Origin of the sequence: Shewanella bicestrii (genome assembly GCF_002216875.1) — a bacterium.
GTDB classification, from domain to species: domain Bacteria; phylum Pseudomonadota; class Gammaproteobacteria; order Enterobacterales; family Shewanellaceae; genus Shewanella; species Shewanella seohaensis.
In genome coordinates, this window is the sequence record NZ_CP022358.1 from 813,185 (window position 1) to 836,646 (window position 23,462).

A 23,462-nucleotide genomic window follows, 5' to 3' on the forward strand; every position below is an offset into this window, starting at 1 on the left:
ACATAGCGTCTTATGCAGTTTAATGGCATTTGGCGGGATAACAAAGTTATATTTATTGGCTAAAAATTTTCAGAGGCTAAAGCAGAGGATCTTTTGATGACCAGCAATAATCAGCCCACACACATGACTCAAGCCCAAACGCCCGATCCGCTTTTTTTACAAGCCGAGCATTTGGCAAAAGATTTTTCTCTGTTTCCTAAACACAGTAAACAGAGCTTATCAGATGAAATTAAAGGTCTTTTAAACGATGACGCCATTCAGGCAAATTTAAAAGACTTGGCATCTTTAGATGTCGATGGTTACGTCGCAAAAGTGATCCAGCCGACCCAAGATAAAGGTCGTCCTGGTGCAAAACGTATCATTGCTGACCTAAAAGGTCGCTTGATTACCGAAACTCACTTGGGTTCTTTCTACAGCGCTGAGGTCGAGCTGAATTTCGGTTCACGCACTCGTCGTATCGGTTTTATTGCCCAAGAGCGTACCACGGCTAACGGCGCGTGGATGCCTGAACATCACTATGCGGCCTGTAAAGCGATTCGTCATTTCGCCGAATTGTCTATGCCTATCGTTTACCTCATCGATACCCCTGGGGCCGATGCGGGCGAAGTGGCTAACAGCCAAAACCAAGCACATTCTATTTCTAAGGCGATTGCTGAGAGTGCCAACGTTGACGTGCCAACAGTCGGTATCGTTATCGGTGCGGGTTACTCGGGCGGCGCGATTCCATTAGCGGCGGCTAACATCCTGTTATCGCTGCGCGATGGTATTTTCAACACGATTCAGCCACAAGGTCTGCAGAGTATTGCACGTAAGTACAACCTGTCATGGCAGGAATGTGCTAAGTCTGTGGGCGTGTCTCCAGAAGAGCTATACACCGCGGGTTGTATCGATGGCATCATCGATTTCTCTCCAGGTGACCGTGACGAGCGTCAGCACAACTTACGCCGCGCTATTATCAGCAGTATCGAAGCTGTTGAACGTGCAGCCATCAACTTTGTGCGTGAATCTAAAGATTTACGTGAGCACTATGATCGCAGTTTAGCGCGTTTCCTTAACCCATCTAAAAACCTGATGGCGTTAGAATTAAACGCAGAGCTGGCCGTGGCAACTAGCCCAACTAACCATCACAATTTGTTTGGTAGTGCTTACCGTTACCTGCGTTATTTAACGCTGCGTAGCCGCATTCATTCAATCTCTCAGGAACAATACGGACGTCTGTCACGTGTTAGCGTGCCTGAAGGTGACTTGTTAGCACGTATCCAGCAAGAGCAAGACCGTGTATTCCAAGCTTGGTTATCAAGCCCTGATAAGCTGGTTTACGATGAAGATCTAAACAAGCTGTGGGCGAACTTTATTGCTAAGCGCGATGAAGTGTCTACCGAGCGTAACATGCTGACTCGTTTGATTTTGGGTGAACCAAAAGAGAACTACAAAAAAGCACGCAAGGCGCTGTTATTTAACATCGGTTGGTCTTTATATCATCGCTGGAAGAGCAACGCGGCAAACAACTTCAAGGGCTTAATCCAGCACCTTGAAAATCTGCCAAAGTCAGTGACTCAAGCCAAGTGGCCTGAACTGAATCAACTGACTGTGCTCGATGTGGTTGTGAACGACGAACTGCGTGAAGACTTCATTTGGCAATGTCATAACATCCTGATCTTTAACTCACTGTACGACAACGTTGTGGGCAGCTTAGCGTCTATCGCGAAAGAAGCCATGATGTCTAAGAGCCTGTCTCGCAACTCAGTGAACAACCTGCTGCACAAGTCAATTGACCATGCGCTGTCGACTCAGGATACCGCTAACGACAAGGCGAAATTCTACAAGTGGCTTAAGTACTTTATGGGCCAATCTAACCGTGCCGATCTCTTGGTGCGTGTAGAGCAGTGGAAGAGTGTGGGCTTCCCACAACTTAACGACAGTTTATTCGTTATCCTGACTTACTTCTTCGAGCGTTTACTGCCTGAATACTTCGACAGTGAAAGTGATAACAGCAAGTACACTGGCGCGATTAACCCTGTGCGTATCGGTCGTCGTAAGGACTTCTGGAACCGCTTGACCATGGGTTATCAGGACTTACTGATCCAAAAAGTATTACGTGACGAAAAACGTACCGGCAAGATGACATGGGAAAATGTGATTAAGCAATTTTTCACTCATTTTGAAGAGATCAATGGCGACAAGATGTCGGCCAACTTGCTTAACTTCCCTGGTTTCCGTCTCTCAATCGAAGATGCGTTAGACAAAGGCATTCGTCCTTGCGGTCTGATCACAGGTATTGCTGACTTTAAAGAAAAAGGTCAAAAAGTCCGTGTGGGTGTGGCTGTGTCTAACACCGCATTCCAAGCGGGTGCCTTCGACATGGCGAGTGCTGAGAAATTCTCTGCGCTGCTGATCGAGTGTGCTAAGCGTAAGCTACCTGTTGTTTGCTTTATCAGCTCAGGCGGTATGCAAACTAAAGAAGGTGCTGCAGCACTGTTCTCTATGGCTGTTGTGAACGACCGTATCACTCGTTTCATCCGTGATAACGAATTGCCAGTACTGATGTTCGGTTTTGGTGACTGTACCGGTGGTGCGCAGGCGAGTTTCGTGACTCACCCATTAGTGCAAACCTATTACCTGTCTGGTACTAACATGCCATTCGCGGGTCAAATGGTGGTTCCAGCTTACTTGCCTTCGACTTCGACACTGTCTAACTACTTGTCGAAAGTACCAGGTGCAATGGCGGGCTTAGTCCACAACCCATTCAGCGAAACCTTAGATAACCAATTGGCGAGCATTGATCCTCTGATGCCAATGCCAACGGCGAAGATCAATGACGTGATCATCAACGCCCTATCAACACTGGTTGTTGAAGCGCCTGTTGAAGAAGAAGTGATTGTTCAAAACGATCCACGTAAGTTAATGAAACCAATTAACAAAGTATTGGTTCATGCCCGTGGTTGTACCGCTGTTAAGTTGATCCGTAAGGCTCACGATAACGATATCAACGTGGTATTAGTGGCGTCAGATCCTGACATGACCGCAGTACCTGCGGATATGCTGAAAGACTCAGACAAGTTAGTCTGCTTAGGTGGTAACACCTCTGACGAAAGTTACCTGAACGCTTACTCTGTGCTCAAAGTTGCCGAATACGAACAAGTTGATGCACTGCACCCAGGTATCGGCTTCCTGTCTGAAAGCCCACAATTTGCGGCGTTGTGTGTGAACAATGGGGTTAACTTCGTTGGTCCTAGCGTACATTCAATGACGACTATGGGTAACAAGTCGAACGCGATTAAGACGTCACAAAGCCAAAACGTGCCAGTAGTACCAGGTTCGCACGGTATTCTGACGAACGCTGAGCAAGCGGTGAACGTGGCCAACGAAATTGGTTACCCAGTACTGCTCAAAGCGGTACAAGGTGGTGGCGGTAAAGGTATCCAGGTCGTTAAACGTCCTGAGGATATGATTGGTTTATTCCAAAAGACCTCTACCGAAGCGGCTGCGGCTTTTGGTAACGGCGACTTGTACTTAGAGAAATATGTAACCTCACTACGTCATATCGAAGTGCAGTTACTGCGTGACAAGTTTGGTAACGCTAAGGTTCTGGGTTTACGTGACTGTTCTGTACAACGTAACAACCAGAAAGTGGTCGAAGAGTCTGGCTCAACCATGCTGCCAGAAGAACTGAAGAAACAAGTGCTGGATTACACCCGTGCTTTAGGTGATGCGACCGATTACATGGGCGCAGGTACAGTTGAGTTCATCTATAACTTAGATGCCAACGAAGTGTACTTCATGGAAATGAACACCCGTCTGCAGGTAGAACATCCAGTTACTGAAGCGACTTCAGGTATCGATATCGTGAGCGCGCAGTTTGATATCGCTGCGGGTCGTTCAATCGAAAACCTCGAGCCAAAAGAAATCGGTTATGCAATGGAAGTGCGTGTGACTGCCGAAAAAGCAGCACTGGACAGCCATGGTGTACTGCAACTGATCCCAAATCCTGGCAAGATCACCGAATGTGTATTCCCTGATCATCCAGATGTGGAAATCATCTCGATTGCCGCAGCGGGTAAAGAAGTATCACCATACTACGACAGCTTAATCGCTCAGGTAATTATGCGCGGTGAAAACCGTGAAGACGTTATCGCGAAACTGCACGCTTACTTAGACAGCGTAGTGCTTAAAGGTATCGCGACTAACATTCCATTGCTGAAACTGATCCTAAGCGATGGCACCTTCAAAGAAGGCGTATACGACACTAACTACCTGCCACGTTTCATGGCTGAGCTCGACATTCCAGCACTGATCGCTGAAATGGAAGCCGCTGCCGAAACCGTGGGTGTAGACACTGAGTCACTGCGTGTGGGTGAAAGTAACGAACTGAAAGTATTAGCCCAAGGCGCAGGTATCTTCTATACCTCTCCAGCCCCAGGCGAACCTGACTTCGTGAAAGAAGGCGATGTTGTTACTGCAGATCAGACGCTTGCGTTAACTGAAGCGATGAAGATGTTCTCTCAGGTCAACTTAGCCGGCTTCAACCGTCAAGGCGCGGTGTTGTACCCTGAAGATAAGAAGTACCGCATCGAGCGTATTCTGAACAGCAATGGTCAGCAAGTATCGCAAGGTGACTTACTCTTCGTTGTGTCGCCAGTTGAAGATTAATCTTGCTTAAGCGATGACTGAATCGAAATACCCGCCAATCGGCGGGTATTTTTTTATCTGAGTAATACCAATCACATTAAATATCTAATCAATTCAGAGTCTCACCGGCATCTCAATTCAAGCCGCATTGATGCAGAAATGGTTATTCTCTTTTAAGTCAATGTAACGAGGGGATCGGATACCTGTGCGGCTCCCAAAGGGCGGGTTTCAACGCGCTTTATACTGCGTTTAAGGCTTTCGACAGAGCACCACTATGCCTTCAAGCCTTCGCCTTGTCTAAAGCGCGTTGAACTCCCGCTGAATGAACAGATATTTAATACAATTGGTATAACAGTCGCTGGATACATCCCAGCGTGTATTTCCATAATCAATTTAGGGTTTATTGGTATTATCTTAATATCGCGTATACACTTTTTTTACCTTGTAAGACGAATTGCTGAGTGTATTAGAGAAGCGACATGGGTTGCAGATTCTGGGTTTTACTCCTTTGTTTATGCTCACCTTTATGTGTCAATGCCGAGCGCTTGGCCTCATACCTTAATGCTGCAGACGATGAATTTGCCAATGCCACCCAGTTGGTGCGTTACTGCGTCGACCCTGATTGGTTACCCTATGAAGCGATTCGTGACGGTCAACATGTGGGGATTTCGTCGGATTATATTCGTTATATCGAAGCCCATTCGTCGTTAAAGTTTAGTCTTGTGCCCACCACCTCTTGGACACAAACCTTAGATTTTCTACAAACGGGGCGCTGTGATTTAACCCCACTCCTCAATAAGACGGCGACTCGGGAGCCGTTTTTACATTTCAGCCATGTGTATTTTCGTTCCCCCAATGTATTAGTGTCTCTCAAGGACGAACCCTTTTTGCAAGGGTTTGAAAACATCGGTCCGCGCACCTTGGCGGTGCCTGATGGCTATCGTCTCGCCGAATATATTCAGCATTACTATCCCAAGGTTCGCACCATTAAAGTGGCGAGCGAGCCTGCGGGGCTTGAAGCCGTGCTCGAGAAAAAGGTCGACCTCTTTGTGGGATCGATGTTTTCCGTTAATGCCTATATTCAGCAGACAGGATTCAATCACCTTAAAATTGCCGGTTGGGGTGGCCCGGAGGATGAACTGCGGGTGGGGGTGAGTTCTGGGCATGAGGCGCTGCTGCCATTAATCAATCAAGTGCTAGACAATGTGGATGAGCTGGAGCGGATCAGGATTTACCAGAAATGGAACAACATTACCATTATCGATGAAACCAACTACTTACTTATCTATCAAGTGATTGCGGCGACACTGTTAGTCGTGTGCCTACTGGTAACGCGCACTTATATGATCAGTCGTTACAATCGCCGGCTAACCGATAAAAACCAGCAGCTTGAGGAATTGCGCTTGCAATTAGAGCAAAGCAATACCGAGCTTGAGTTTTTATCCACCCACGATCCGCTCACTAAACTCTACAATCGGCATTACTTTAATCGACAATTTGTCCATGAACACCGCGCCGCCGCTTCCACGCAAGGGGCTATTTGCTTGGTGATGTTAGATATCGATTTCTTTAAAGAGATCAATGACACCTTAGGCCATTCCGTTGGGGATACTATTTTGAGGGAGTTGTCCTCGGTATTGCAGCACTGTGTGCGTGAAAGTGATGTGGTTGCACGCTGGGGCGGGGAAGAGTTTGTGATCCTTTGCCATAACACCTTACTCGAGGCCGTGAAGTCGCTGTGTCAGCGGATCACAACCGCCATCAGTGAGTACCATTTTAGTGGCGATGTTCAGCTCACTTGTAGTTTCGGGATTGCCAAACTCGCGGCCAATGAGCCGATGCAATCATGTTTTGAGCGGGCTGATAAGGCGCTATATCAGGCAAAAGCGCTGGGGCGGGATCAGATTTGTGTCGATGACACTCATCTGTAGCTGCCTTGCTTGGTAAGATTTAAGTCCATTCCTAAGCTCGTAGCGGTTTTTATCCAGAAATCCGCTATTTATCCTAGAAAACCTTCCCAGTTCGCACGATTTTTACTGAGTTGCGCACACAGTGAGTCAACTCAAGGTTGTTGATTGACTGGCTCAAGGCTATTTGTTGACAGGCTTAGAGCGGGTTTATGGCTGTTTGTTAACAGCTAAAGCATGGAAAAACATCAGTCTCGATGAAAATCGGCTTATTTTTAGGGTTTTTACTAATTGATTGAATATTGAGCTAAATTTTTTTATTTAATTGTTTTCACATATTTTTCTTATTTTTTTTTAATTTTTTCCGCGACTTTATCGTGAAAAATTGCAAGAGCCATTTGCGCATAGCGGGGTTCCAATTTACAATATGCGCCTAAAATAATCTGATGTGCGGTGTGTCGGTGGTTTGTCGCATACTCCGTCTACTTCTTAAACTAATCATTAAAGTTGAATCATGACCGAATTATCCAAATACAGAAACATTGGTATCTTCGCTCACGTTGACGCGGGTAAAACCACGACCACCGAGCGTATTCTTAAGCTAACTGGTAGAATTCACAAAGCTGGTGAAACCCACGACGGTGAATCTACAACAGACTTCATGGTTCAGGAAGCTGAGCGCGGTATTACTATTCAATCAGCAGCAGTAAGCTGTTTCTGGAAAGACCACCGTTTCAACGTTATTGACACCCCTGGACACGTTGACTTCACAGTTGAAGTTTACCGTTCTCTTAAGGTTCTTGACGGCGGTATCGCTGTATTCTGTGGTTCTGGTGGTGTTGAGCCTCAATCAGAAACTAACTGGCGCTATGCTAACGAATCTGAAGTTGCTCGTATCATCTTCGTAAACAAGTTAGACCGTATGGGTGCTGACTTCTTACGCGTTGTTAAGCAGACTAAAGACGTTCTAGCTGCTACACCATTGGTTATGGTTCTACCAATCGGTATTGAAGATGAATTCAAAGGTGTTGTTGACCTGTTAACTCGCCAAGCTTACGTGTGGGATGAAACTGGTTTACCAGAAAACTACTCTATCCAAGAGATCCCTGCTGACATGGTTGACTTAGTTGAAGAATACCGTGAACAGCTGATCGAAACGGCTGTTGAGCAAGATGACGACCTGTTAGAAGCTTACATGGAAGGCGAAGAGCCATCTATTGAAGACCTGAAGCGTTGTATCCGTAAGGGTACTCGTACTATGGCATTCTTCCCAACATTCTGTGGTTCTGCGTTCAAGAACAAAGGTATGCAACTGGTTCTAGACGCTGTTGTTGACTACCTGCCAGCACCAAACGAAGTTGATCCACAACCTTTAACTGACGAAGAAGGCAACGAAACTGGCGAATACGCAATCGTTTCTGCTGATGAGTCATTAAAAGCATTAGCATTCAAGATCATGGACGACCGTTTCGGCGCCCTGACCTTCGTACGTATTTACTCTGGACGCCTGAAGAAAGGTGATACCATTCTTAACAGTGCAACTGGTAAGACTGAGCGTATCGGCCGTATGTGCGAAATGCTTGCAAACGATCGTATCGAAATTGAATCAGCTGAAGCTGGTGACATTATCGCTATCGTGGGTATGAAGAACGTACAAACTGGTCACACTCTGTGTGATGTTAAGTACCCATGTACTCTGGAAGCGATGGTGTTCCCAGAGCCAGTTATCTCTATCGCAGTAGCGCCAAAAGACAAAGGCGGCAGCGAGAAGATGGCTATCGCTATCGGTAAGATGATCGCAGAAGATCCATCATTCCGCGTAGAAACTGATGAAGATTCAGGTGAAACCATCCTTAAAGGTATGGGTGAACTGCACTTAGACATTAAAGTGGACATCCTGAAGCGTACTTACGGTGTTGAGCTGATCGTGGGTGAACCACAAGTAGCATACCGTGAAACCATTACTCAAATGGTTGAAGACCAATACACCCACAAGAAACAATCTGGTGGTTCTGGTCAATTCGGTAAGATCGAATACATCATCCGCCCAGGTGAGCCAAACTCTGGCTTCGTGTTCAAGTCTTCAGTTGTTGGTGGTAACGTTCCTAAGGAATACTGGCCAGCAGTTGAGAAAGGCTTCGCGAGCATGATGAACACTGGTACTATCGCTGGCTTCCCAGTGTTAGACGTTGAGTTCGAACTGACTGACGGTGCTTACCACGCAGTTGACTCTTCAGCAATCGCGTTCGAAATCGCTGCTAAAGCGGCATTCCGTCAGTCTATTGCTAAAGCTAAACCACAACTGCTTGAGCCAATCATGAAAGTTGACGTGTTCAGCCCAGAAGACAACGTAGGTGACGTAATCGGTGACTTAAACCGTCGTCGCGGCATGATCAAAGACCAAGTTGCTGGTGTAACTGGTGTTCGCGTTAAGGCTGACGTTCCGTTATCAGAAATGTTCGGTTACATCGGTACTCTGCGTACAATGACTTCAGGCCGTGGTCAGTTCTCTATGGAGTTCTCACACTACAGCCCATGTCCAAACAGCGTTGCGGACAAAGTTGTTGAGCAAGTTAAAGAGCGTAAAGCTGCTGAAGCTAAGAAGTAATTCTTAACTTCCTCTAAATAGAAACCGCTGCTAAGCCAAGGCTTGCAGCGGTTTTTTTATGGGTGAAATTTAAGGTAAAACAGCATGAGTGGTGAAGCTTAAGGCTTAGTCCAATCCTAAGCCTTGAAGGAGCTGTTTAACGCAGTGCTTTCTGTTTACTCAGTTCCAGTAGCGCATTGGCCGCAGGGGTTAAAGGTAGATTTTGCCGCCAAATGAGCGCTAAATCCCAGGTCATAGCCGGTTGCATAGGTCTAAACACTAGCTTGCTGGTGCTGAGTTTTTGGCAAATAGGTTCGGGTAAAATCGCTAGGCCCATATCGGCCTCGACCATGGCGGCGAGAAAATCCCATTGGCCGCTTCGAAACGCGATATTGAGTTGCACTCCCGCCTTACGACTTAGCCGATTGATTAACTTAGCGAGGGAGAAATCCTCGTTATAGAGAATAAAGGGATAGGGCTCAAAATCCTGCCAGCTGAGGTGGGATTGACTGGCGAGCGGATGCCCATCGGGCAAACAAGCGAGCAGGGGATACTTAGTGAGCGGTTGATTCACCAGCTCTGTCTCATGGGTGGTTGGCAGTGCAGTAAAGGCGATGTCTAAGCTGTTATTCAGCAGCGCTTGCTCACAACCAAACCCGCCGTATTCATACATTTGTAGTTCAACGCCGGGATAGCGTTTCCGGTAACTGGTAAGCAGCCCGATAATTAAACTGCTCATCATAGGGCAGACGCCTAATCTTAATCGTCCCGACTTAAGTCCGCTTAAGTTGCTCATGTCCTCCTGCAATCTATGCCATTGCCCGAGAATTTCCCGTGCGCTGTGCTCAAACAGTTGTCCCGCTTGGGTCAGCTCGACCTTTTGATTGTTACGTATTAGCAGCGTCTCTCCTAAGCTCTCTTCGAGCCTTTGGATGATCTTGCTGAGCGTCGGCTGGGTGATAAAGCATTTTTCCGCGGCTCGAGTGAAGTTTTCTGTTTCGACTAAGGTCAGAAAACATTGCAAGGTCTTGATTGGGATATTCATGCTTAAATGGAATCCATGGTATGGCGTTAATTCATTTTACTGATGATGGCCTAAGTATTACTTTGAGCTCGTTAACAGAACAGGGGAATAACCAATGAAATCCACATCAAGTTTATGGGTCGGTGCTTTGTGGCAGGCAGCTATGCCTGAAGCAAAGAATGTGCAAACAGCTAAAGCGGTGCAAACCAGATTAACGGCTCCAGCGGGTGATTTGCATAAAGCAAAACAACAAGTAAACCCAGCCTAGGCTGGGTTTTTACTTTTTAATCGTTTCGTGTTCGCGTTCTGTTCCCACCCGTTTTCTTTCCCTGCTCTCCTATCTCATTGCATGCTTGTTTAACGCTCTGTATTTCATTCTCTGCGTTTTAATCTTCAGTCTTAGCTGCGCTCCTAACACAGTACTTTGAACACAATGCGGGCAAAGCTTAGCGCTGCGGAAAATAAAAAGCCACTGGGTTAGCAGTGGCTTTTGTGGGCAGGGAAGTGCTGTGTTATTGATTTGAGAACTTGTTCTCGACTAAAGGCGCCTTGTTTTCTGCCTGTGCAACGTGGCACTGGGTGCAGAAATAGTTATGGCCATTGAGCGTGCCTTTATCGTCGATTACGTGGGACTTCGCCACTGGTGTGGCCTTCATCCGCGGGGCTTTATCCCAGCTGTGACAAGTTAAACAGCCATTCTTATCCAAGGTGATTTTGTAATCATCCTTATGGGGAATGAGTGGCGGTTGGTCGGTAAAGCTGCGCTCTAGCGCCTTGCCACGGCTTGGATAGACGGGCATGGCATCGGCTGGGCGAATATCCGTTACCGCGCTATCGCCGGCGAGGGATTTGATGTTTACGGGTGTGGCTTGAGAGTCTGCCTGTTGGCCTGAGCAGCCGCCGATGGCTAATACAATCGCAGCTAAGGTGAGTATTTTTTTCATTGGTCATTCTCCGCCTTGGGGGCAATGTGTTGACGAATTGGTGAAGTGGTTGATGGCGACTGACAATCGGTCGAGTCGCCTTTACTAAGTTGAGCCTGAGTGGCCGTAAAGCGTGTTTGATAGCGAAATACGCGTTGTGCGCAGACGTCGATACAGCGGCCGCATTGGGTGCAGTCTGGGCTAGTGATCACCGGGTTTTGCCCTTTTAACGCTGGCTTTAATACTTGGCGTTCAGGGCAAACGGCAAAGCAATCCATGCAGTTATCACAGGCACTGGCTTTGCTGGCGACGATTTTGATGGGGCTCCATTTGCCGATTAAGCCAAATAGGGCGCCTGTTGGACACAGGTGGCCACACCAAGCGCGTTCGGCGATAAACAGATCCAGCAGAAATATCGCCGCTAAGATCCATAAACCACTGAGACTGCCAAATAGCACGGCGCGATAGACTAAGGGAACTGGGTTAACCCATTCCCAAATCAAGTTGCCTGTGAGCAGTGGCAATAACAGCACGAGTGCCAGCAGGTAATAACGTAAATTGCGTGGTAACTCGCTGGTGCGAGGAAGGTTCAATTTACGTCTGAGCCAGCTTGCGGCATCGGTAACCAGATTGACTGGACACACCCAACTGCAAAACACCCGGCCACCGGCGAGGGCATAAAATAGTATGATCAAAGCTGCGCCTACCAGTAGACTAAGCTCGGGAATATGCCCGCTAATGAGCATTTGTAAGCTCACGAGTGGATCGGCCAAGGGAATGGTATCGAGCAGTAAACTGGCCGATAAATTACCCTTAAATAGCCAAATTCCCAGTAATGGCCCAAGTGCAAATAAGCCTAATAAGCCGAATTGCACCGCGCGGCGTAGTAGCAAATATTTGTGTGCGCCAAACCAACCGAGTTCTGCAATGGCTGCGGCATGCTCGCCTTGCATGCGGGCTTTTGAGTTCATGGTCTGGTTATTCATGGACTTGTTACTCATAGCGTTAGCCCCTTATTCAACATCTCTAAGGTGGTTTCCTCGGTGTTGATATAAGTGTCATGCGCCGCCGCTTTACCGAGCGCCAGAGTGGTCGGTAACACCTTAATCGCGGCCGTGTCGAGCACGCAGGCATGCTCGCATTTACCGCAACCCGTGCAGGTATCGCTGTTGACTGTGGGTAAAAACATGGCGTGGTGATCGCTATGTTGATTGCGTTGGCGTTCTAAGGTGATGGCATTGTCGATTAACGGACAAACCCGATAACAGACGTCACAACGTAATCCCTTAAAGTTTAGGCAGTTTTTCTCATCTATCAGTACCGCAACACCCATCTTAGCATCGCTAATTTGCTCAAGTTGAGGATCAAGCGCGCCCGAAGGGCAGGCTTTGATGCAGGGAATATCCTCACACATTTCGCAGGGAATGCGTCTTGCGGTAAAGAATGGCGTGCCAGTGGCGGCGCCATCAAACCAGCGTGCCAGCGATAGGGTATCGTAGGGACAAGCCTCGACACACAAACCGCAACGCACACAGGCGGAGAGAAAATCGCTTTCTTCAAGGGCGCCCGGCGGTCTGCAAGCTTGGGGGGCGAGCTGGCCTTGGCTTTTTGCCGTGGCCGTCAAGCCTAATCCCACGAGCCCCATCACGCAGCCAGCCTTAGCCGTCGTTGCCAAAAACTGGCGACGGTTGACTTGCTTGACTGTGAATGGACTCTTCACTTGCTGACTCACCTTAGCACTCCTTAATCGCTTTCAAATACGCTTATCGCTATCAAATGAGGGCTTAGGCCTTCATCACTTTTACGGGACACTTCTTAAAGTCAGTTTCTTTTGACAGTGGATCGGTCGCATCCAGAATCAACTTGTTAACTAACTGACGCGCATCGAAGAAGGGCATAAACACCACGCCGCGTGGCGGTTTGTTACGGCCTTTGGTTTCGACACGGGTTTTGACCTCACCACGGGGAGATGCGACTAGCACTTCATCACCACGTTGCAGACCACGGGCTTTAGCGTCTTCAGGATGCATAAAGATTTGTGCATCGGGGTAAGCGCGGTACAGCTCAGGTACACGGGCGGTCATCGAACCTGTATGCCAGTGTTCGAGTACACGGCCGGTAGACATCCACAGATCGTATTCTTCATTTGGCTCTTCTGCTGCAGGTTCGTAGGGCAGGGCGAAAATCACCGCTTTGCCATCGGGTTTACCGTAGAACTTGTAGCCTTCTCCTGCCTTCACATAAGGATCGCTACCTTCAACGAAGCGGCGCAGGGTTTCTTTGCCCTCAACCACAGGCCAGCGTAGGCCACGGGTTTCGTGGTAACGGTCAAAGTCGGCTAAGTCATGGCCATGGCCGCGACCAAAGGCGGCATATTCTTCGAAAATGCCTTTTTGCAGATAGAAGCCAAAGTGCGCACTTTCATCGTTTAAGTCGCCCTTACAATCTGTGGTTGGGAACTTGTTGATGACGCCGTTGGCAAACAGCACTTCATAAAGCGTTTTGTCAGCATATTCTGGCTGTTTAGCGATAAGCTCAGCCGGCCACACTTCAGACACTTTAAAGCGTTTTGAGAACTCGACTAATTGCCACAGATCCGACTTGGCCCCTTCTGGCGCTTTGACCTGTTGATGCCACATATGGGTGCGGCGCTCGGCGTTACCGTAGGCACCTTCTTTCTCAACCCACATGGCGGTGGGCAGAATTAAGTCAGCGGCCATGGCGGTGACGGTTGGGTATGGATCGGATACCACGATAAAGTTTTCTGGGTTACGGAAACCGGGGTAGATTTCATCGTTGATATTCGGACCCGCCTGCATATTGTTGGTACACATGGTCCAATAGCAGTTGAGCTTACCGTCTTTGAGCATGCGGCTTTGCAGCACGGCATGGAAGCCGGGTTTTGGCGGAATGGTGCCTTCTGGTAGCTGCCACACTTTTTCTGTGATGGCGCGGTGTTTATCGTTGGCCACTTCCATATCCGCAGGTAAGCGGTGGGCGAAGGTGCCGACTTCACGGGCAGTACCACAGGCCGAAGGTTGACCCGTTAATGAGAATGGGCTGTTACCTGGGGTAGCGATTTTACCTGTGAGTAAGTGGATGTTGTAGAGCATGTTGTTTGCCCACACACCACGTACGTGCTGGTTGATCCCCATGGTCCACAGACTCATGACTTTGACCTTAGGATCGGCGTAGGCCTTAGCTAAGGTTTCTAATTTTTCAGGCTCTACACCACTCATTTTCGCCGCATATTCCAGCGTATAAGTGCTGACGAACTTAGCGTATTCTTCGAAGCTGATAGGGCTAGACTTACCATTGCCTGGGTTTTTGGCTTTCTTCTCTAACGGATGATCTGGACGTAGACCATAACCGATATCATCCACACCGAGAGCAAACTTAGTATGTTTAGTCACAAAGTCGGTATTCACGGCTTTGTGTTGGATGATGTAGTTAGCGATAAAGTTGAGGATCACTAAGTCTGACTGTGGACGGAACACCATAGGATTGTCCGCTAAGTCGAAACTGCGGTTCTCGAAGGTGGATAGCACATGTACGCGGCAGTCTTTGTGGCTTAAACGACGGTCGGATAAGCGTGCCCACAGGATCGGGTGCATCTCTGCCATGTTAGCGCCCCAGAGCACAAATTGGTCGGCGGCTTCTAAGTCATCGTAACACCCCATAGGCTCGTCGATACCGAAGGTACGCATAAAGCCACCTACGGCCGATGCCATGCAGTGGCGGGCGTTAGGGTCGATATTGTTGGTTAAGAATCCGGCCTTATGTAATTTAGAGGCGGCATAACCTTCCCAAATGGTCCACTGGCCCGAGCCGAACATACCGACTGAGGTAGGGCCCTTAGTGGCGATGCTGTTTTTCCACTTAGCGGCCATAGTATCGAAGGCAACATCCCAGCTTACTGGGGTAAACTCGCCTTCTTTGTGGTATTTGCCGTCTTTCATCCGCAGCAGCGGCGTGGTTAATCTGTCCTTGCCGTACATGATTTTCGACAGGAAGTAACCCTTAATACAGTTCAAACCACGGTTAACTGGGCTTTCGGGATCGCCCTTAGTCGCGACGACTTTACCGGCTTTGGTACCGACTAATACGCTACAACCCACACCGCAAAAACGGCAGGGGGCTTTATCCCACTTAATGTTATCTGACTCGGCGGCTTCGACCATTTTCACGGGAAGCGTGACGCCAACGGCCGTGGCAGCGGCAACCGCTGCGTTAGCCTTGAGAAACTCGCGGCGGCTAATGCTCATAGTGTTTCCTCACTCTCTTGTTCTAAGGGTTCTACTTGGTGGTAAATCAAACTGGCGGATAACACGCCGGACAGGGCATTGATGGCTTCAACATTGTCGAGAATGGCTTTTTGGCTATTGCCTTCGAGGGTAATAACGAACTTGCCCTCGGGGGAAATGGCGTGGATATCGCAGCCCTTTAATGCAGCAATATCGGCCTCAACCTGTTGTAAGGCATAAGGGGCGGCATGTACCACAAGACTGGTGACATGGTATTCCTGACTCATAGCGGTACCTTTATCTTGAGATTCATTCAGTTGTTTTCGATAAACATCGCGACAACTCAATGTGGATAACTGTGAGTCTAGACCTGATAAAAAATGTGGGTATACCTCGCAAGAGGTATTGGCGGGGATAGTCGATCGGGATCAAAGTTTTGCGCGTGATCTAACTCTCAGTTTGAAATTTACACAATCCCTATCCCTTTGGAGAGGGAGCCAGCGAGTGAGTTAAACGTGGGCATTAGCTCTACAAATATTGCCATTGCTTGAGCAGGATGACCGCGGGATTAGCATTACCTTCGCCTAAGTCGGCAGCGCCTAAGGCATTGTCATAATGGATTTTTCCATTTCCGGTGGCTGTGATGGATTTGCCCCTCACCGAGCCGAAAATCTCTGGGCCGCCGGGAAGATTAACCTTAGATTTGGGGGCGTAGAGCGCGGCATAAATCGGCACATTACCGCTGACGGTGACATCCTTATCCGAGCCAGAAAAAATAGACAGTGGCGGCTTGTTGCTGTCGGTTAGGGTTTGTCCCTTAATGTTGTTACCGTTGTTTGTTCCCGCCGTAAAGGCGACTTCACCGCCCACAAACAGCGTAAGGCTCGAGCCCGGGGCAATATTTAGCTGATTCGAGCCACTCATCTTAAAGTCACCATTGACTATCAGGGTGACATCGCCGCCACTGATATTGAGCACGCCATCGGCGCTCATGACTAAGCTGTCGAGGTTAAATACTGGGGTGTCACTACCGAAGATGTTTTCTGACGTGGGGGTAAGGCTCGGGAAATAATCACCTTTCCAGCCGAGTTCGGTCTTACTCGACCCCGATGGCGTGATAGTGACATTGGCGTTTGAATCAATCCTGCGCGCGCCGTTATTTGGCATCTTAAAGCCGCCCATCACAGCGCCAATATCTAATGGGTCACAGGATTTTGTCGGCACGGGCGGCACATTAGGGCGTGCGTTGACTAAGTTGCCAATCTGGCTGTCCTGATGAAAGTTACCGTCGCCGCCATATTGCAGTGTGCCATTCACTTGGGCTTTGGGCGCCGTGGCGGCATTATTATTGGCTTTGACCGAACCTGCCACCGTGCCGCTATTGGCCAAGTTAAAGTTATTGCCCGCCGCGACATTCCCGCCTATGGTCCCTGTGCCTAGGGTGACATCATTATTGGCTTGAATGCTGCCGTGGATATCCGACGAGCCGGTGAGGGTGACGCTGCCCGTGGCGCTAACATCGCCGTAAATTGGTGCGTTGCCCGTGAGCGTAATATTGGCATTGGGCTCAATGGTCGTGACATTGCCTTTGCCGTGTTGATTAAGCTCACTGCCACCTTGGCCATTACTGATGCTATCGCCATAGGCCCCTTTACGGGAATCGTAGCCATCGATGCTACTGCTGCCGGTAAGGTTTAAGCTTTCGCAGGACACTATCGCATCATTGAAAATCGTATTTCCGTGACTGCCCTGCAGTGTGAACTGGGCGTTGAGTTTGGCCTCGCCCTCTAGATGATTACCACGACTGTCGAGGCTAAGATCGGCCCCAGCGATTTGGCCGTTTTCGAGGGCATAACTGCTGCCTTCGAGGCTGCCATCGGCTTCGGCGGGGAGTTGCTCATAAAGGGTTTGCAGGCCTTGATTGGGCGCGCGCTGCAGCTGAGTCTTGAGTTGGTTGTAACTCTCATGCATCCCCTGTTCGGCGAGTAGCTGCGCATTGACTTGCTTTTGAAAGTTACCGCTCAGTCGCTCTTGCACTAGGTTATCCCTGAGGGACGTGACCACCAGCAAACTCGCTAATAGACTGAATACTAAGACGATAAGCAGTACCGCGCCGTGTTCCTTATTGCCTAGAGCTGGTCTTAGATTGTCCATTATGGCTTCCTTGCTTTATGGGTTCTGTTGGCTGTTGAGGGCTTGTTGCCATAGGGGTTTACGCAGGGCGATATCGAGCTGGATCCCTTGGCCATATTGCGCGGGGAGTTTTTCGGGCTTGAGTACTACAGTCACCAGTTCGCCATTCAGTGCAAAACGGGTCGATTCTAGCCCTGTGAGTAACACCTGAGCGCCATCGCCGTCGTCGCAGCTCAGATTGGGGGCGTCAAAACGGTAGGTTTCGTTGTAATCGCTGGTTTTGCTGGTTCCTAGGCAAGTTAAACTCGGTTGGGCAGGGGATGCTGCAACTGCGAGCACTAACTCATTCGCGCTGAGGGATACAATATTTGATGCACGTTTGACGCTCTTGCTGAGGCTGAGGGTGGCGTATCTCAGCGCATCGGCAGCGTTTTCGAGGCGTTTACTTTCTTCAACAGTGGCCTTGAGCGGGGCGAAAAAGTTGACCACGGCCAGCATAATAATCAGCCCAAGCACCATAGCGATCATCAGTTCTGATAAGCTAAATCCCGCTTGCTGTTTTTTCGCGCTTAAGGACATAGCTACACCTGACATAAGTGCGGAAAGCTGGCGTTGAGGCTCACACTGTTATTGTCCTCAATGCGGCCGTCCTGCCAAGTCACAGTGATGGGCATAGTGTCTTGATAAGTGTTCGGTAGCACTAAGGTGTAACCGCTGGGCATATCTTGGCTGAGGCTGGCCCTAAAATTGATATCTTCAAAGCGTGCGGGTTGGCGCTGAATATCGCAGATCCTCGGCCAGATCCTTTCAATGGCATTCTGTGCTTGAATGGTGGCGACCGTATACTGGAAGCTATTGGTCGCATGCTGCAATGAAGATAGCTGAGCTTTGCCGAGCGCCAGTAGCGAAGTGACCGAAACCACTAACGAAATCAGCACTTCGGTCATGGTAAAGCCTTGTTGTTTCTCACCCAGCACCATTATGCGCATGCCGCCTCCTGTAAATAACTTTGCCCGCTTGGCAATATGCACAGATTGAGCGTTTCGCCTTGGGTGTTTTCGAGGCTCATCTGGGTTTTAGTGGTGTTGCCTGTCGCATTGATATTGAGGGTGTTAAAGCCATCGATGCTGACGCCGCGGTTAGATGGGCTAAAGACCTTGAGTTGTTCCTGATTGCTGATGACCAGCCAGCGCCCATCTTCTGTCGCTTCCAGTGTCACCGCCTGATTGCGCTTGATGGCTTCGCCACGGGCGAATTTATAACTGGAGATCAGTTCATTCGCCGTGCTGGTGAGGCTTTCTCTGGCGATCAAATCCCGATAGGAAGGCAGGGCGATGCTCGCCAAGATACCTATGATGGCGATAGCGACCAGTAATTCGACTAAGGTGAACCCCGCTTTAGTGCGCTTTGCCATCTTAGTGGGTCCAGCAATGGGTTGCAGGGGCGCGTACACCTTTATGGTCGAGGCTTAAGGTGCCGCAGGAATCCGACTGACGACTGGTGGGGACGGCCTTGAGGCTAAAACCTAATTTATCCGTGGTGGGGGTGTAGCTAAAACTGTAGTAGGCATTGTTGGTTAAACTCTGCGAAGCGGGATACAGGCCGTTGCGGGAATAATGGCGCTCTAGCGCTTGGGCGCTACTGACGAGATATTGCTGCGCATCGAAGCGTCGACCCTGTTTTAAGTACTCATTAAACGAAGGAATCGCAATGGCGGCAAGAATGCCAATAATGGCGACGGCGATCATCAGTTCAATCAGGGTAAACCCTTTACGTAAAGCGCTCATTCACCCCTCCCTGTGTTATTGAACTGAATAGAATCGTCCGTGATTACGATGGCTATCTTGTTGTTTTGATTGTTTTGACAACGTTGTCATAATAATTTATTGGGATTTTCATCGAAATGCAATCACTGATTGAAAATCCAACAGTATTTGCAATCGATAGTATGAGAGTAATGCGTGTTAAGTCGCTGTTTTTGATATGGAGATCACATTAGAGCTAAGTCAGACGTATGGAGATTAATAGCCCGTCAGCTCCATATAACCTGTGCCGCTATGGCTGCCTTTAAGCTCAATCGGGCCTTCCCAATAGGAGGTGGATAACGCCATGGCGCTATTGGGATTTAAGGGGGAAATGCGGATGTCGATTTGCTCACTTGGGATTTGCACTTGCCAGCGGATCGGGTATTTACCCGTGCTGGTGGTTTGCCACTCGAGTGGGGTCATTTTAATCTCATCGGGGTTATCGCGGGAATTAATGTTGCGTCCGGTACCATCTGCAAACATTCGTCTGGCGCTGTAAAAGGCCGATTGTGCTTTATCGGAGGATTGTTCCCTGAGCTGAAATAGCATCAACGCCGAACCATCATCTAACCTAAGGGCAAACCAATCCCAGCCCTGCTGGCTCTTATTTAAAAACTGCGAGCTCCATTCTCTATCTAACCAGCCTTGGCCTGTGACTTTCTCGACGCGGTTTTCCACTTGGCCATCGATCTTGATATGGCGGGTGATTTCACCGTGAATCGTGATAAAGGGTTGGCTGTAGTAGTAAGAGGCGACTTTGCCGTCGCGACTCTTAATGCTGTAACCCTTATCCCCTTGATATTGCAGTGGCGCTTGGCTGTTAAGCTCGAGTTGATAACTAAAGTCATCGGTTGCAACGCTCAAGGTTGCAGGGAATAACTCATTTGACTGACTGCGCCATTGCCAGTTATCGAGGCGAATTTGGTAGGGATCTGCGCTTACCCCTGCAAGTGATGGATGCGCCCGCGACCATTTTTCATGGGCGAGGTGAGAAGTGCTGGAGGTGAGTGCGCTATGGGCAAAATAAAGCTGCTCCGTCGCCCAAGTTGTCTTAGGCGTCGCTCCCTCGTTTTGCGGTTCTGTGTGCTTAGGTTTGAGCGCTACCCTAAATTGCGTCCATTGGGCACCAAGTTGCTCACCATTCTCAGTGGTTAAATTAGCGGTGAGATACCACCATTCCTGACGAAAATCCTGATGGGCGAGGTGATCTTGAGGAAATTGAAAGTGGTTTCCTGGCGTGACCTTGGCAAAGCTTTGGCTATCTGCGCTTGCTTGCCCCAGTATAGTCCCCATGGATTGAGGCTCGGTCGTTGAAGGCGCGTTATCGCAGCCGCTTATTGTCGCAAGCAGTAAGCCTCCTATGGCACTCTTCAAAATAAAGCCTGCGCTTGTGCCGATCTTAAATCGCGTTGCACACGCTAATGGATTAAGGTGCCAAGCCTTGGTTTGAGGTACGCGTGCGCTCATAGGGTTTCCTGCTGCAAACTGGCGATTAAGGGCCTGCGGGTTTGCCAGTAAAGCGGTAAGAGTACGGCTAAGGTGCAGGTCACTAAGGCAATGAGGATGGCTTTTCCATAAGCAAACCAATCCCATATCATCTTGATTGTCCAGCCGAAAGCCTGCAGGGTGATTTTATCAATCAATAAATAGCCGAGCAGTGCACCTGTGGGCATGGCCATCAGGCAAGTGATGACCACGACTAGCAGCATTTGGCTGAACACCATAGTCCGCAATTTGTTACGACTCACCCCGAGGGAATACAGCCTCGCCAATGGCGCTTGCCTGGATTGAGTTAACATCAAGCAGGCGCTAAATAGCCCAATGGCCGCCACCAATAAAGTTAAGCTATTGAGCACTAAGGTGATTGAGAAGGTGCGCTTAAACATGGCAATGGCCTGAGCCTTGATCTTGGCTTGGCTGTAAATTTGTGCCTGTGCTAAGCCCAATGTAACGGCCAATTGCCCTTGTAGTTCATCTAGCTCAGCCTCACTGAGTTTGCGCTGAGTCGCAGTGGTTTGCTCTTCTGGCTCGACAGAGTGGAAACTGGCCGCAAGGCTAATGGGTAACACGGGTAGCTGCGCCCGTTGCCATAGCTCATGGCTGATGATGAGCTCATTACGGGTATTACCATGGTCGTAATAAATCCCGGCGATCACCACGGGATTATTGGCGGTTTTGTCTAGCACATTTAACGCCAAACTATCGCCGAGTTGCAGCTGATACTTAATGGCCATGGGTTCGCTGACTAACACGTAACGCCCTTCAAAGTAAGTTTGCCAGAGATCCGGCAAGCTTTGTTTGAGTGTGCTGGTGTGTTGAATCGATGCATCATCGCGGCTAATTAGGTTGACGGGAATCGTTTGCGCCGCCCCTTGGGGTGATACTTCGGCCTCCACTTGCCATTGCTGATACAGGCCACTCAGGCGAGGATCTTGGCTCAATTTATCGCGCACTTCGGCCATATGGTTGGCGCTGGGGCGCAGGTATAAATCGGCATGCAAGCGGGTTTCTAACCAGCTTCTTAAGGTTTGCTCGAAGCTACCGACCAAGGTATTCATCGACACATTGGCGCTCAGTGCCAGCAGTATCGCCATCATGGCGAGGGACAATGGCGCGATAAGCTCGCGGGTTTCGGCGAGGAGATAGTGCTTAAGTCCGGGGCGAGTCAATGGCAGCAGCAAGCTAACGCCCCAATGCAATACTTGTGGTAATAACAATGGAATCGCAACGGCAACCATGCCCAACAATACCAAACTGGTGTTATAGCTTTGGCTGAAGGGCATGAGTATTGCGGCGAGCGTGAGCAGGCAGCAGGCTAAGATAAACTGCCTGCCATGGGTTTTGTTGTGGGCCTGCGTTTGTTGATAACGATTAGCGCCTTGGGCGAGGGATTGGCGGGTTAAGTCAAAATACAAGGGTAAACAGGCGGCTAGGGCGGCGACTAAGGTGAGGGTTATCGCTTCGGCCAACCAACGCCATTGCCAAATCCCCGGCAACAAGTGGGCGCCGTAGAGCTGCTCTAAGGTCATAGCGACCATAGGTTGCAACCAGTGACTCAGCTGTAATCCTAGGATAAATCCCATTAGCGAGCCCAACACCACCAACAGCAGCAACTCGCCAAGCAGGGCTAGCATGACTTCACGCCGTGCTAAGCCCTGTTGCAGCAATTGGATTAATAGACGTTGGCGTTTCATCAGGCTGTAACGCACACCGTTATAGGCAATAAACAGTCCGACCACAAAGGCTAACATGCTCATCGCATTGAGGTTTAAATGAAAGCTGCGGGTAAGCGCCATCAAGGCTTGGCCTTGATCTTGTTGACTGTAACTGGCGCGAAGCGGCGTAATACCTAAGGTTTCGAGCCGCTGCTTTAAGGTGGGGAGCTTATCCCTGTCACTGAATAGGGCGATATAGCTGAGTTTGCCTTGCATCCCGAGCAACGTTTGGGCGAGGGAAATATCGGTCAGAATCGCACTGCCCAGCCCCCAGCTATCATCGATACTGATGACCTTAAGCTTGTCTGGTGCAAAAGACGCGGGCGCGAGGTCGAGTTGGCCATTGGGTGCGATTTTATTGGCAAGGCTCTGACTGATAACCACTATCGGCTCACCACTCATTAACTCGGCGAGCGGCAGCGCTCCCATCGACATTTTAGGATTGGCTGCTTGCTTTGTGCTGGCGTTGTGCTTTTGTTCCTCTTTTGAGCTTAGGCTCGCCGTCAGTGCTGCGACGATATCGCTGCCTTCAATTTGCCAGAACTGGCCGTTCAGGCCCGCCACTCTACCGCTGACAACCGCAAGGCTTTGGCTTATGCCCGCTTGGCGCAGGCTGAAATACACTGATTCGTCGAGGGTTTCTTGGCCAATGGGCGCGCTTAAGAACACATCGGCTCGCTGGCTCAAGAGTTCTGTGGCCTCACTGTAGCTGCGAATAGCATTATCATTGGTGGCTTTAACCCCGATAAGCAAAGTCACGGCGAGGGCAAGGCCAAGCAAAATCGCGCCCGCTTGCAGCGGCGCGTGGCGATAGTGGGCGAGAAAGACCTTTAATACCCAGTAGATCCGCAGCCATGGGCGGTTTCTGGTTTGGCTGTGATTGGCCTTAGGGGTTAATGCAGGACTCATCATCTAGTTAACCGGAGATAGACACAGCGGCGTGGGAAAGATGCCAGCGCTTGTGCATAAAAGCGGCGCATTCTTCACTGTGGGTG

General features: G+C 49.3%; 17 protein-coding genes. 4 read left to right on the plus strand and 13 right to left on the minus strand.

The genetic code is table 11. The features are described from left to right. Positions 1-96 precede the first annotated feature (96 nt). From CF168_RS03615 to fusA, 3 genes are all read left to right on the plus strand, one after another. The gene (locus tag CF168_RS03615) at positions 97-4,650 is read left to right on the plus strand and encodes a biotin carboxylase N-terminal domain-containing protein (RefSeq protein WP_089067013.1); all 4,554 of its coding nucleotides are present in this window, start codon (positions 97-99) and stop codon (positions 4,648-4,650) included. 458 nt (positions 4,651-5,108) lie between these two features. After that, a complete protein-coding gene (locus CF168_RS03620) occupies positions 5,109-6,560 on the plus strand; it encodes a diguanylate cyclase (RefSeq protein ID WP_089067014.1) in 1,452 nt (483 codons plus the stop codon). 490 nt (positions 6,561-7,050) lie between these two features. After that, entirely contained in the window at positions 7,051-9,144 is a 2,094-nt protein-coding gene (gene fusA, locus CF168_RS03625) for an elongation factor G (protein ID WP_089067015.1), read from the plus strand. Between the two features lie 136 nt (positions 9,145-9,280). Here the strand turns inward: fusA and CF168_RS03630 are convergent, their stop codons facing one another. Then, positions 9,281-10,168 (minus strand): LysR family transcriptional regulator, encoded by an 888-nt coding sequence (locus CF168_RS03630; protein ID WP_089067016.1) that lies wholly within the window; start codon positions 10,166-10,168, stop codon positions 9,281-9,283. 94 nt (positions 10,169-10,262) lie between these two features. Between CF168_RS03630 and CF168_RS03635 the strand changes: the two genes are divergently transcribed. Continuing rightward, on the plus strand, positions 10,263-10,415 hold the full coding sequence (locus CF168_RS03635; protein WP_011627178.1) for a hypothetical protein: 153 nt from the start codon (positions 10,263-10,265) through the stop codon (positions 10,413-10,415). Between the two features lie 244 nt (positions 10,416-10,659). Here CF168_RS03635 and napB read toward each other — a convergent pair whose 3' ends face one another. The 12 genes from napB to CF168_RS03695 all read right to left on the minus strand — a co-directional run bounded on the left by napB (position 10,660) and on the right by CF168_RS03695 (position 23,379). Next, the gene (napB, locus tag CF168_RS03640) at positions 10,660-11,091 is read right to left on the minus strand and encodes a nitrate reductase cytochrome c-type subunit NapB (RefSeq protein WP_089067017.1); all 432 of its coding nucleotides are present in this window, start codon (positions 11,089-11,091) and stop codon (positions 10,660-10,662) included. Beyond that, positions 11,088-12,071 (minus strand): quinol dehydrogenase ferredoxin subunit NapH, encoded by a 984-nt coding sequence (napH, locus tag CF168_RS03645; protein ID WP_089067018.1) that lies wholly within the window; start codon positions 12,069-12,071, stop codon positions 11,088-11,090. Before napH ends, napB begins: the two co-directional genes overlap by 4 nt. Further along, complete coding sequence (gene napG / locus CF168_RS03650) at positions 12,068-12,802, minus strand: ferredoxin-type protein NapG (protein ID WP_011718225.1); 735 nt, start codon at positions 12,800-12,802, stop codon at positions 12,068-12,070. The genes napH and napG overlap by 4 nt, the downstream gene beginning before the upstream one ends. A 52-nt stretch (positions 12,803-12,854) precedes the next feature. After that, a complete protein-coding gene (gene napA, locus CF168_RS03655; RefSeq protein WP_011718224.1) occupies positions 12,855-15,335 on the minus strand; it encodes a nitrate reductase catalytic subunit NapA in 2,481 nt (826 codons plus the stop codon). Continuing rightward, positions 15,332-15,601: a chaperone NapD gene (locus CF168_RS03660; RefSeq protein ID WP_011718223.1), complete on the minus strand. Its 270-nt coding sequence runs from the start codon at positions 15,599-15,601 to the stop codon at positions 15,332-15,334. Before CF168_RS03660 ends, napA begins: the two co-directional genes overlap by 4 nt. A gap of 241 nt (positions 15,602-15,842) precedes the next feature. Then, a complete protein-coding gene (locus tag CF168_RS03665; RefSeq protein ID WP_089067019.1) occupies positions 15,843-17,468 on the minus strand; it encodes a DUF7305 domain-containing protein in 1,626 nt (541 codons plus the stop codon). Between the two features lie 15 nt (positions 17,469-17,483). Further along, the gene (locus tag CF168_RS03670) at positions 17,484-18,026 is read right to left on the minus strand and encodes a PilW family protein (protein ID WP_011718221.1); all 543 of its coding nucleotides are present in this window, start codon (positions 18,024-18,026) and stop codon (positions 17,484-17,486) included. Positions 18,027-18,028: 2 nt separating this feature from the next. Then, entirely contained in the window at positions 18,029-18,427 is a 399-nt protein-coding gene (locus CF168_RS03675) for a type IV pilus modification PilV family protein (protein WP_089068890.1), read from the minus strand. Beyond that, the gene (locus CF168_RS03680; protein ID WP_011718219.1) at positions 18,427-18,861 is read right to left on the minus strand and encodes a GspH/FimT family pseudopilin; all 435 of its coding nucleotides are present in this window, start codon (positions 18,859-18,861) and stop codon (positions 18,427-18,429) included. The genes CF168_RS03675 and CF168_RS03680 overlap by 1 nt, the downstream gene beginning before the upstream one ends. Position 18,862: 1 nt before the next feature. Further along, entirely contained in the window at positions 18,863-19,234 is a 372-nt protein-coding gene (locus tag CF168_RS03685; RefSeq protein ID WP_011718218.1) for a type IV pilin protein, read from the minus strand. Between the two features lie 234 nt (positions 19,235-19,468). Further along, positions 19,469-20,719 (minus strand): lipocalin-like domain-containing protein, encoded by a 1,251-nt coding sequence (locus CF168_RS03690; protein ID WP_011718217.1) that lies wholly within the window; start codon positions 20,717-20,719, stop codon positions 19,469-19,471. Beyond that, positions 20,716-23,379 carry an ABC transporter permease gene (locus tag CF168_RS03695; protein ID WP_011718216.1) on the minus strand — a complete coding sequence of 888 codons (2,664 nt, stop codon included), beginning with the start codon at positions 23,377-23,379 and terminating at the stop codon, positions 20,716-20,718. Before CF168_RS03695 ends, CF168_RS03690 begins: the two co-directional genes overlap by 4 nt. Positions 23,380-23,462: the final 83 nt, after the last annotated feature.

What these genes read in the sequence shown, in the direction of transcription:
- napH (WP_089067018.1), bottom strand. Translation starts at nt 12,071, where the DNA reads ATGAGTAACAAGTCCATGAATAACCAGACCATGAACTCAAAAGCCCGC.
- fusA (WP_089067015.1), top strand. Translation starts at nt 7,051, where the DNA reads ATGACCGAATTATCCAAATACAGAAACATTGGTATCTTCGCTCACGTT.
- CF168_RS03620 (WP_089067014.1), top strand. Translation starts at nt 5,109, where the DNA reads ATGGGTTGCAGATTCTGGGTTTTACTCCTTTGTTTATGCTCACCTTTA.
- CF168_RS03670 (WP_011718221.1), bottom strand. Translation starts at nt 18,026, where the DNA reads ATGTCCTTAAGCGCGAAAAAACAGCAAGCGGGATTTAGCTTATCAGAA.
- CF168_RS03675 (WP_089068890.1), bottom strand. Translation starts at nt 18,427, where the DNA reads ATGGTGCTGGGTGAGAAACAACAAGGCTTTACCATGACCGAAGTGCTG.
- CF168_RS03665 (WP_089067019.1), bottom strand. Translation starts at nt 17,468, where the DNA reads ATGGACAATCTAAGACCAGCTCTAGGCAATAAGGAACACGGCGCGGTA.
- napA (WP_011718224.1), bottom strand. Translation starts at nt 15,335, where the DNA reads ATGAGCATTAGCCGCCGCGAGTTTCTCAAGGCTAACGCAGCGGTTGCC.
- napB (WP_089067017.1), bottom strand. Translation starts at nt 11,091, where the DNA reads ATGAAAAAAATACTCACCTTAGCTGCGATTGTATTAGCCATCGGCGGC.
- CF168_RS03615 (WP_089067013.1), top strand. Translation starts at nt 97, where the DNA reads ATGACCAGCAATAATCAGCCCACACACATGACTCAAGCCCAAACGCCC.
- CF168_RS03630 (WP_089067016.1), bottom strand. Translation starts at nt 10,168, where the DNA reads ATGAATATCCCAATCAAGACCTTGCAATGTTTTCTGACCTTAGTCGAA.
- CF168_RS03660 (WP_011718223.1), bottom strand. Translation starts at nt 15,601, where the DNA reads ATGAGTCAGGAATACCATGTCACCAGTCTTGTGGTACATGCCGCCCCT.
- CF168_RS03685 (WP_011718218.1), bottom strand. Translation starts at nt 19,234, where the DNA reads ATGAGCGCTTTACGTAAAGGGTTTACCCTGATTGAACTGATGATCGCC.
- CF168_RS03695 (WP_011718216.1), bottom strand. Translation starts at nt 23,379, where the DNA reads ATGATGAGTCCTGCATTAACCCCTAAGGCCAATCACAGCCAAACCAGA.
- CF168_RS03680 (WP_011718219.1), bottom strand. Translation starts at nt 18,861, where the DNA reads ATGGCAAAGCGCACTAAAGCGGGGTTCACCTTAGTCGAATTACTGGTC.
- CF168_RS03690 (WP_011718217.1), bottom strand. Translation starts at nt 20,719, where the DNA reads ATGAGCGCACGCGTACCTCAAACCAAGGCTTGGCACCTTAATCCATTA.
- CF168_RS03635 (WP_011627178.1), top strand. Translation starts at nt 10,263, where the DNA reads ATGAAATCCACATCAAGTTTATGGGTCGGTGCTTTGTGGCAGGCAGCT.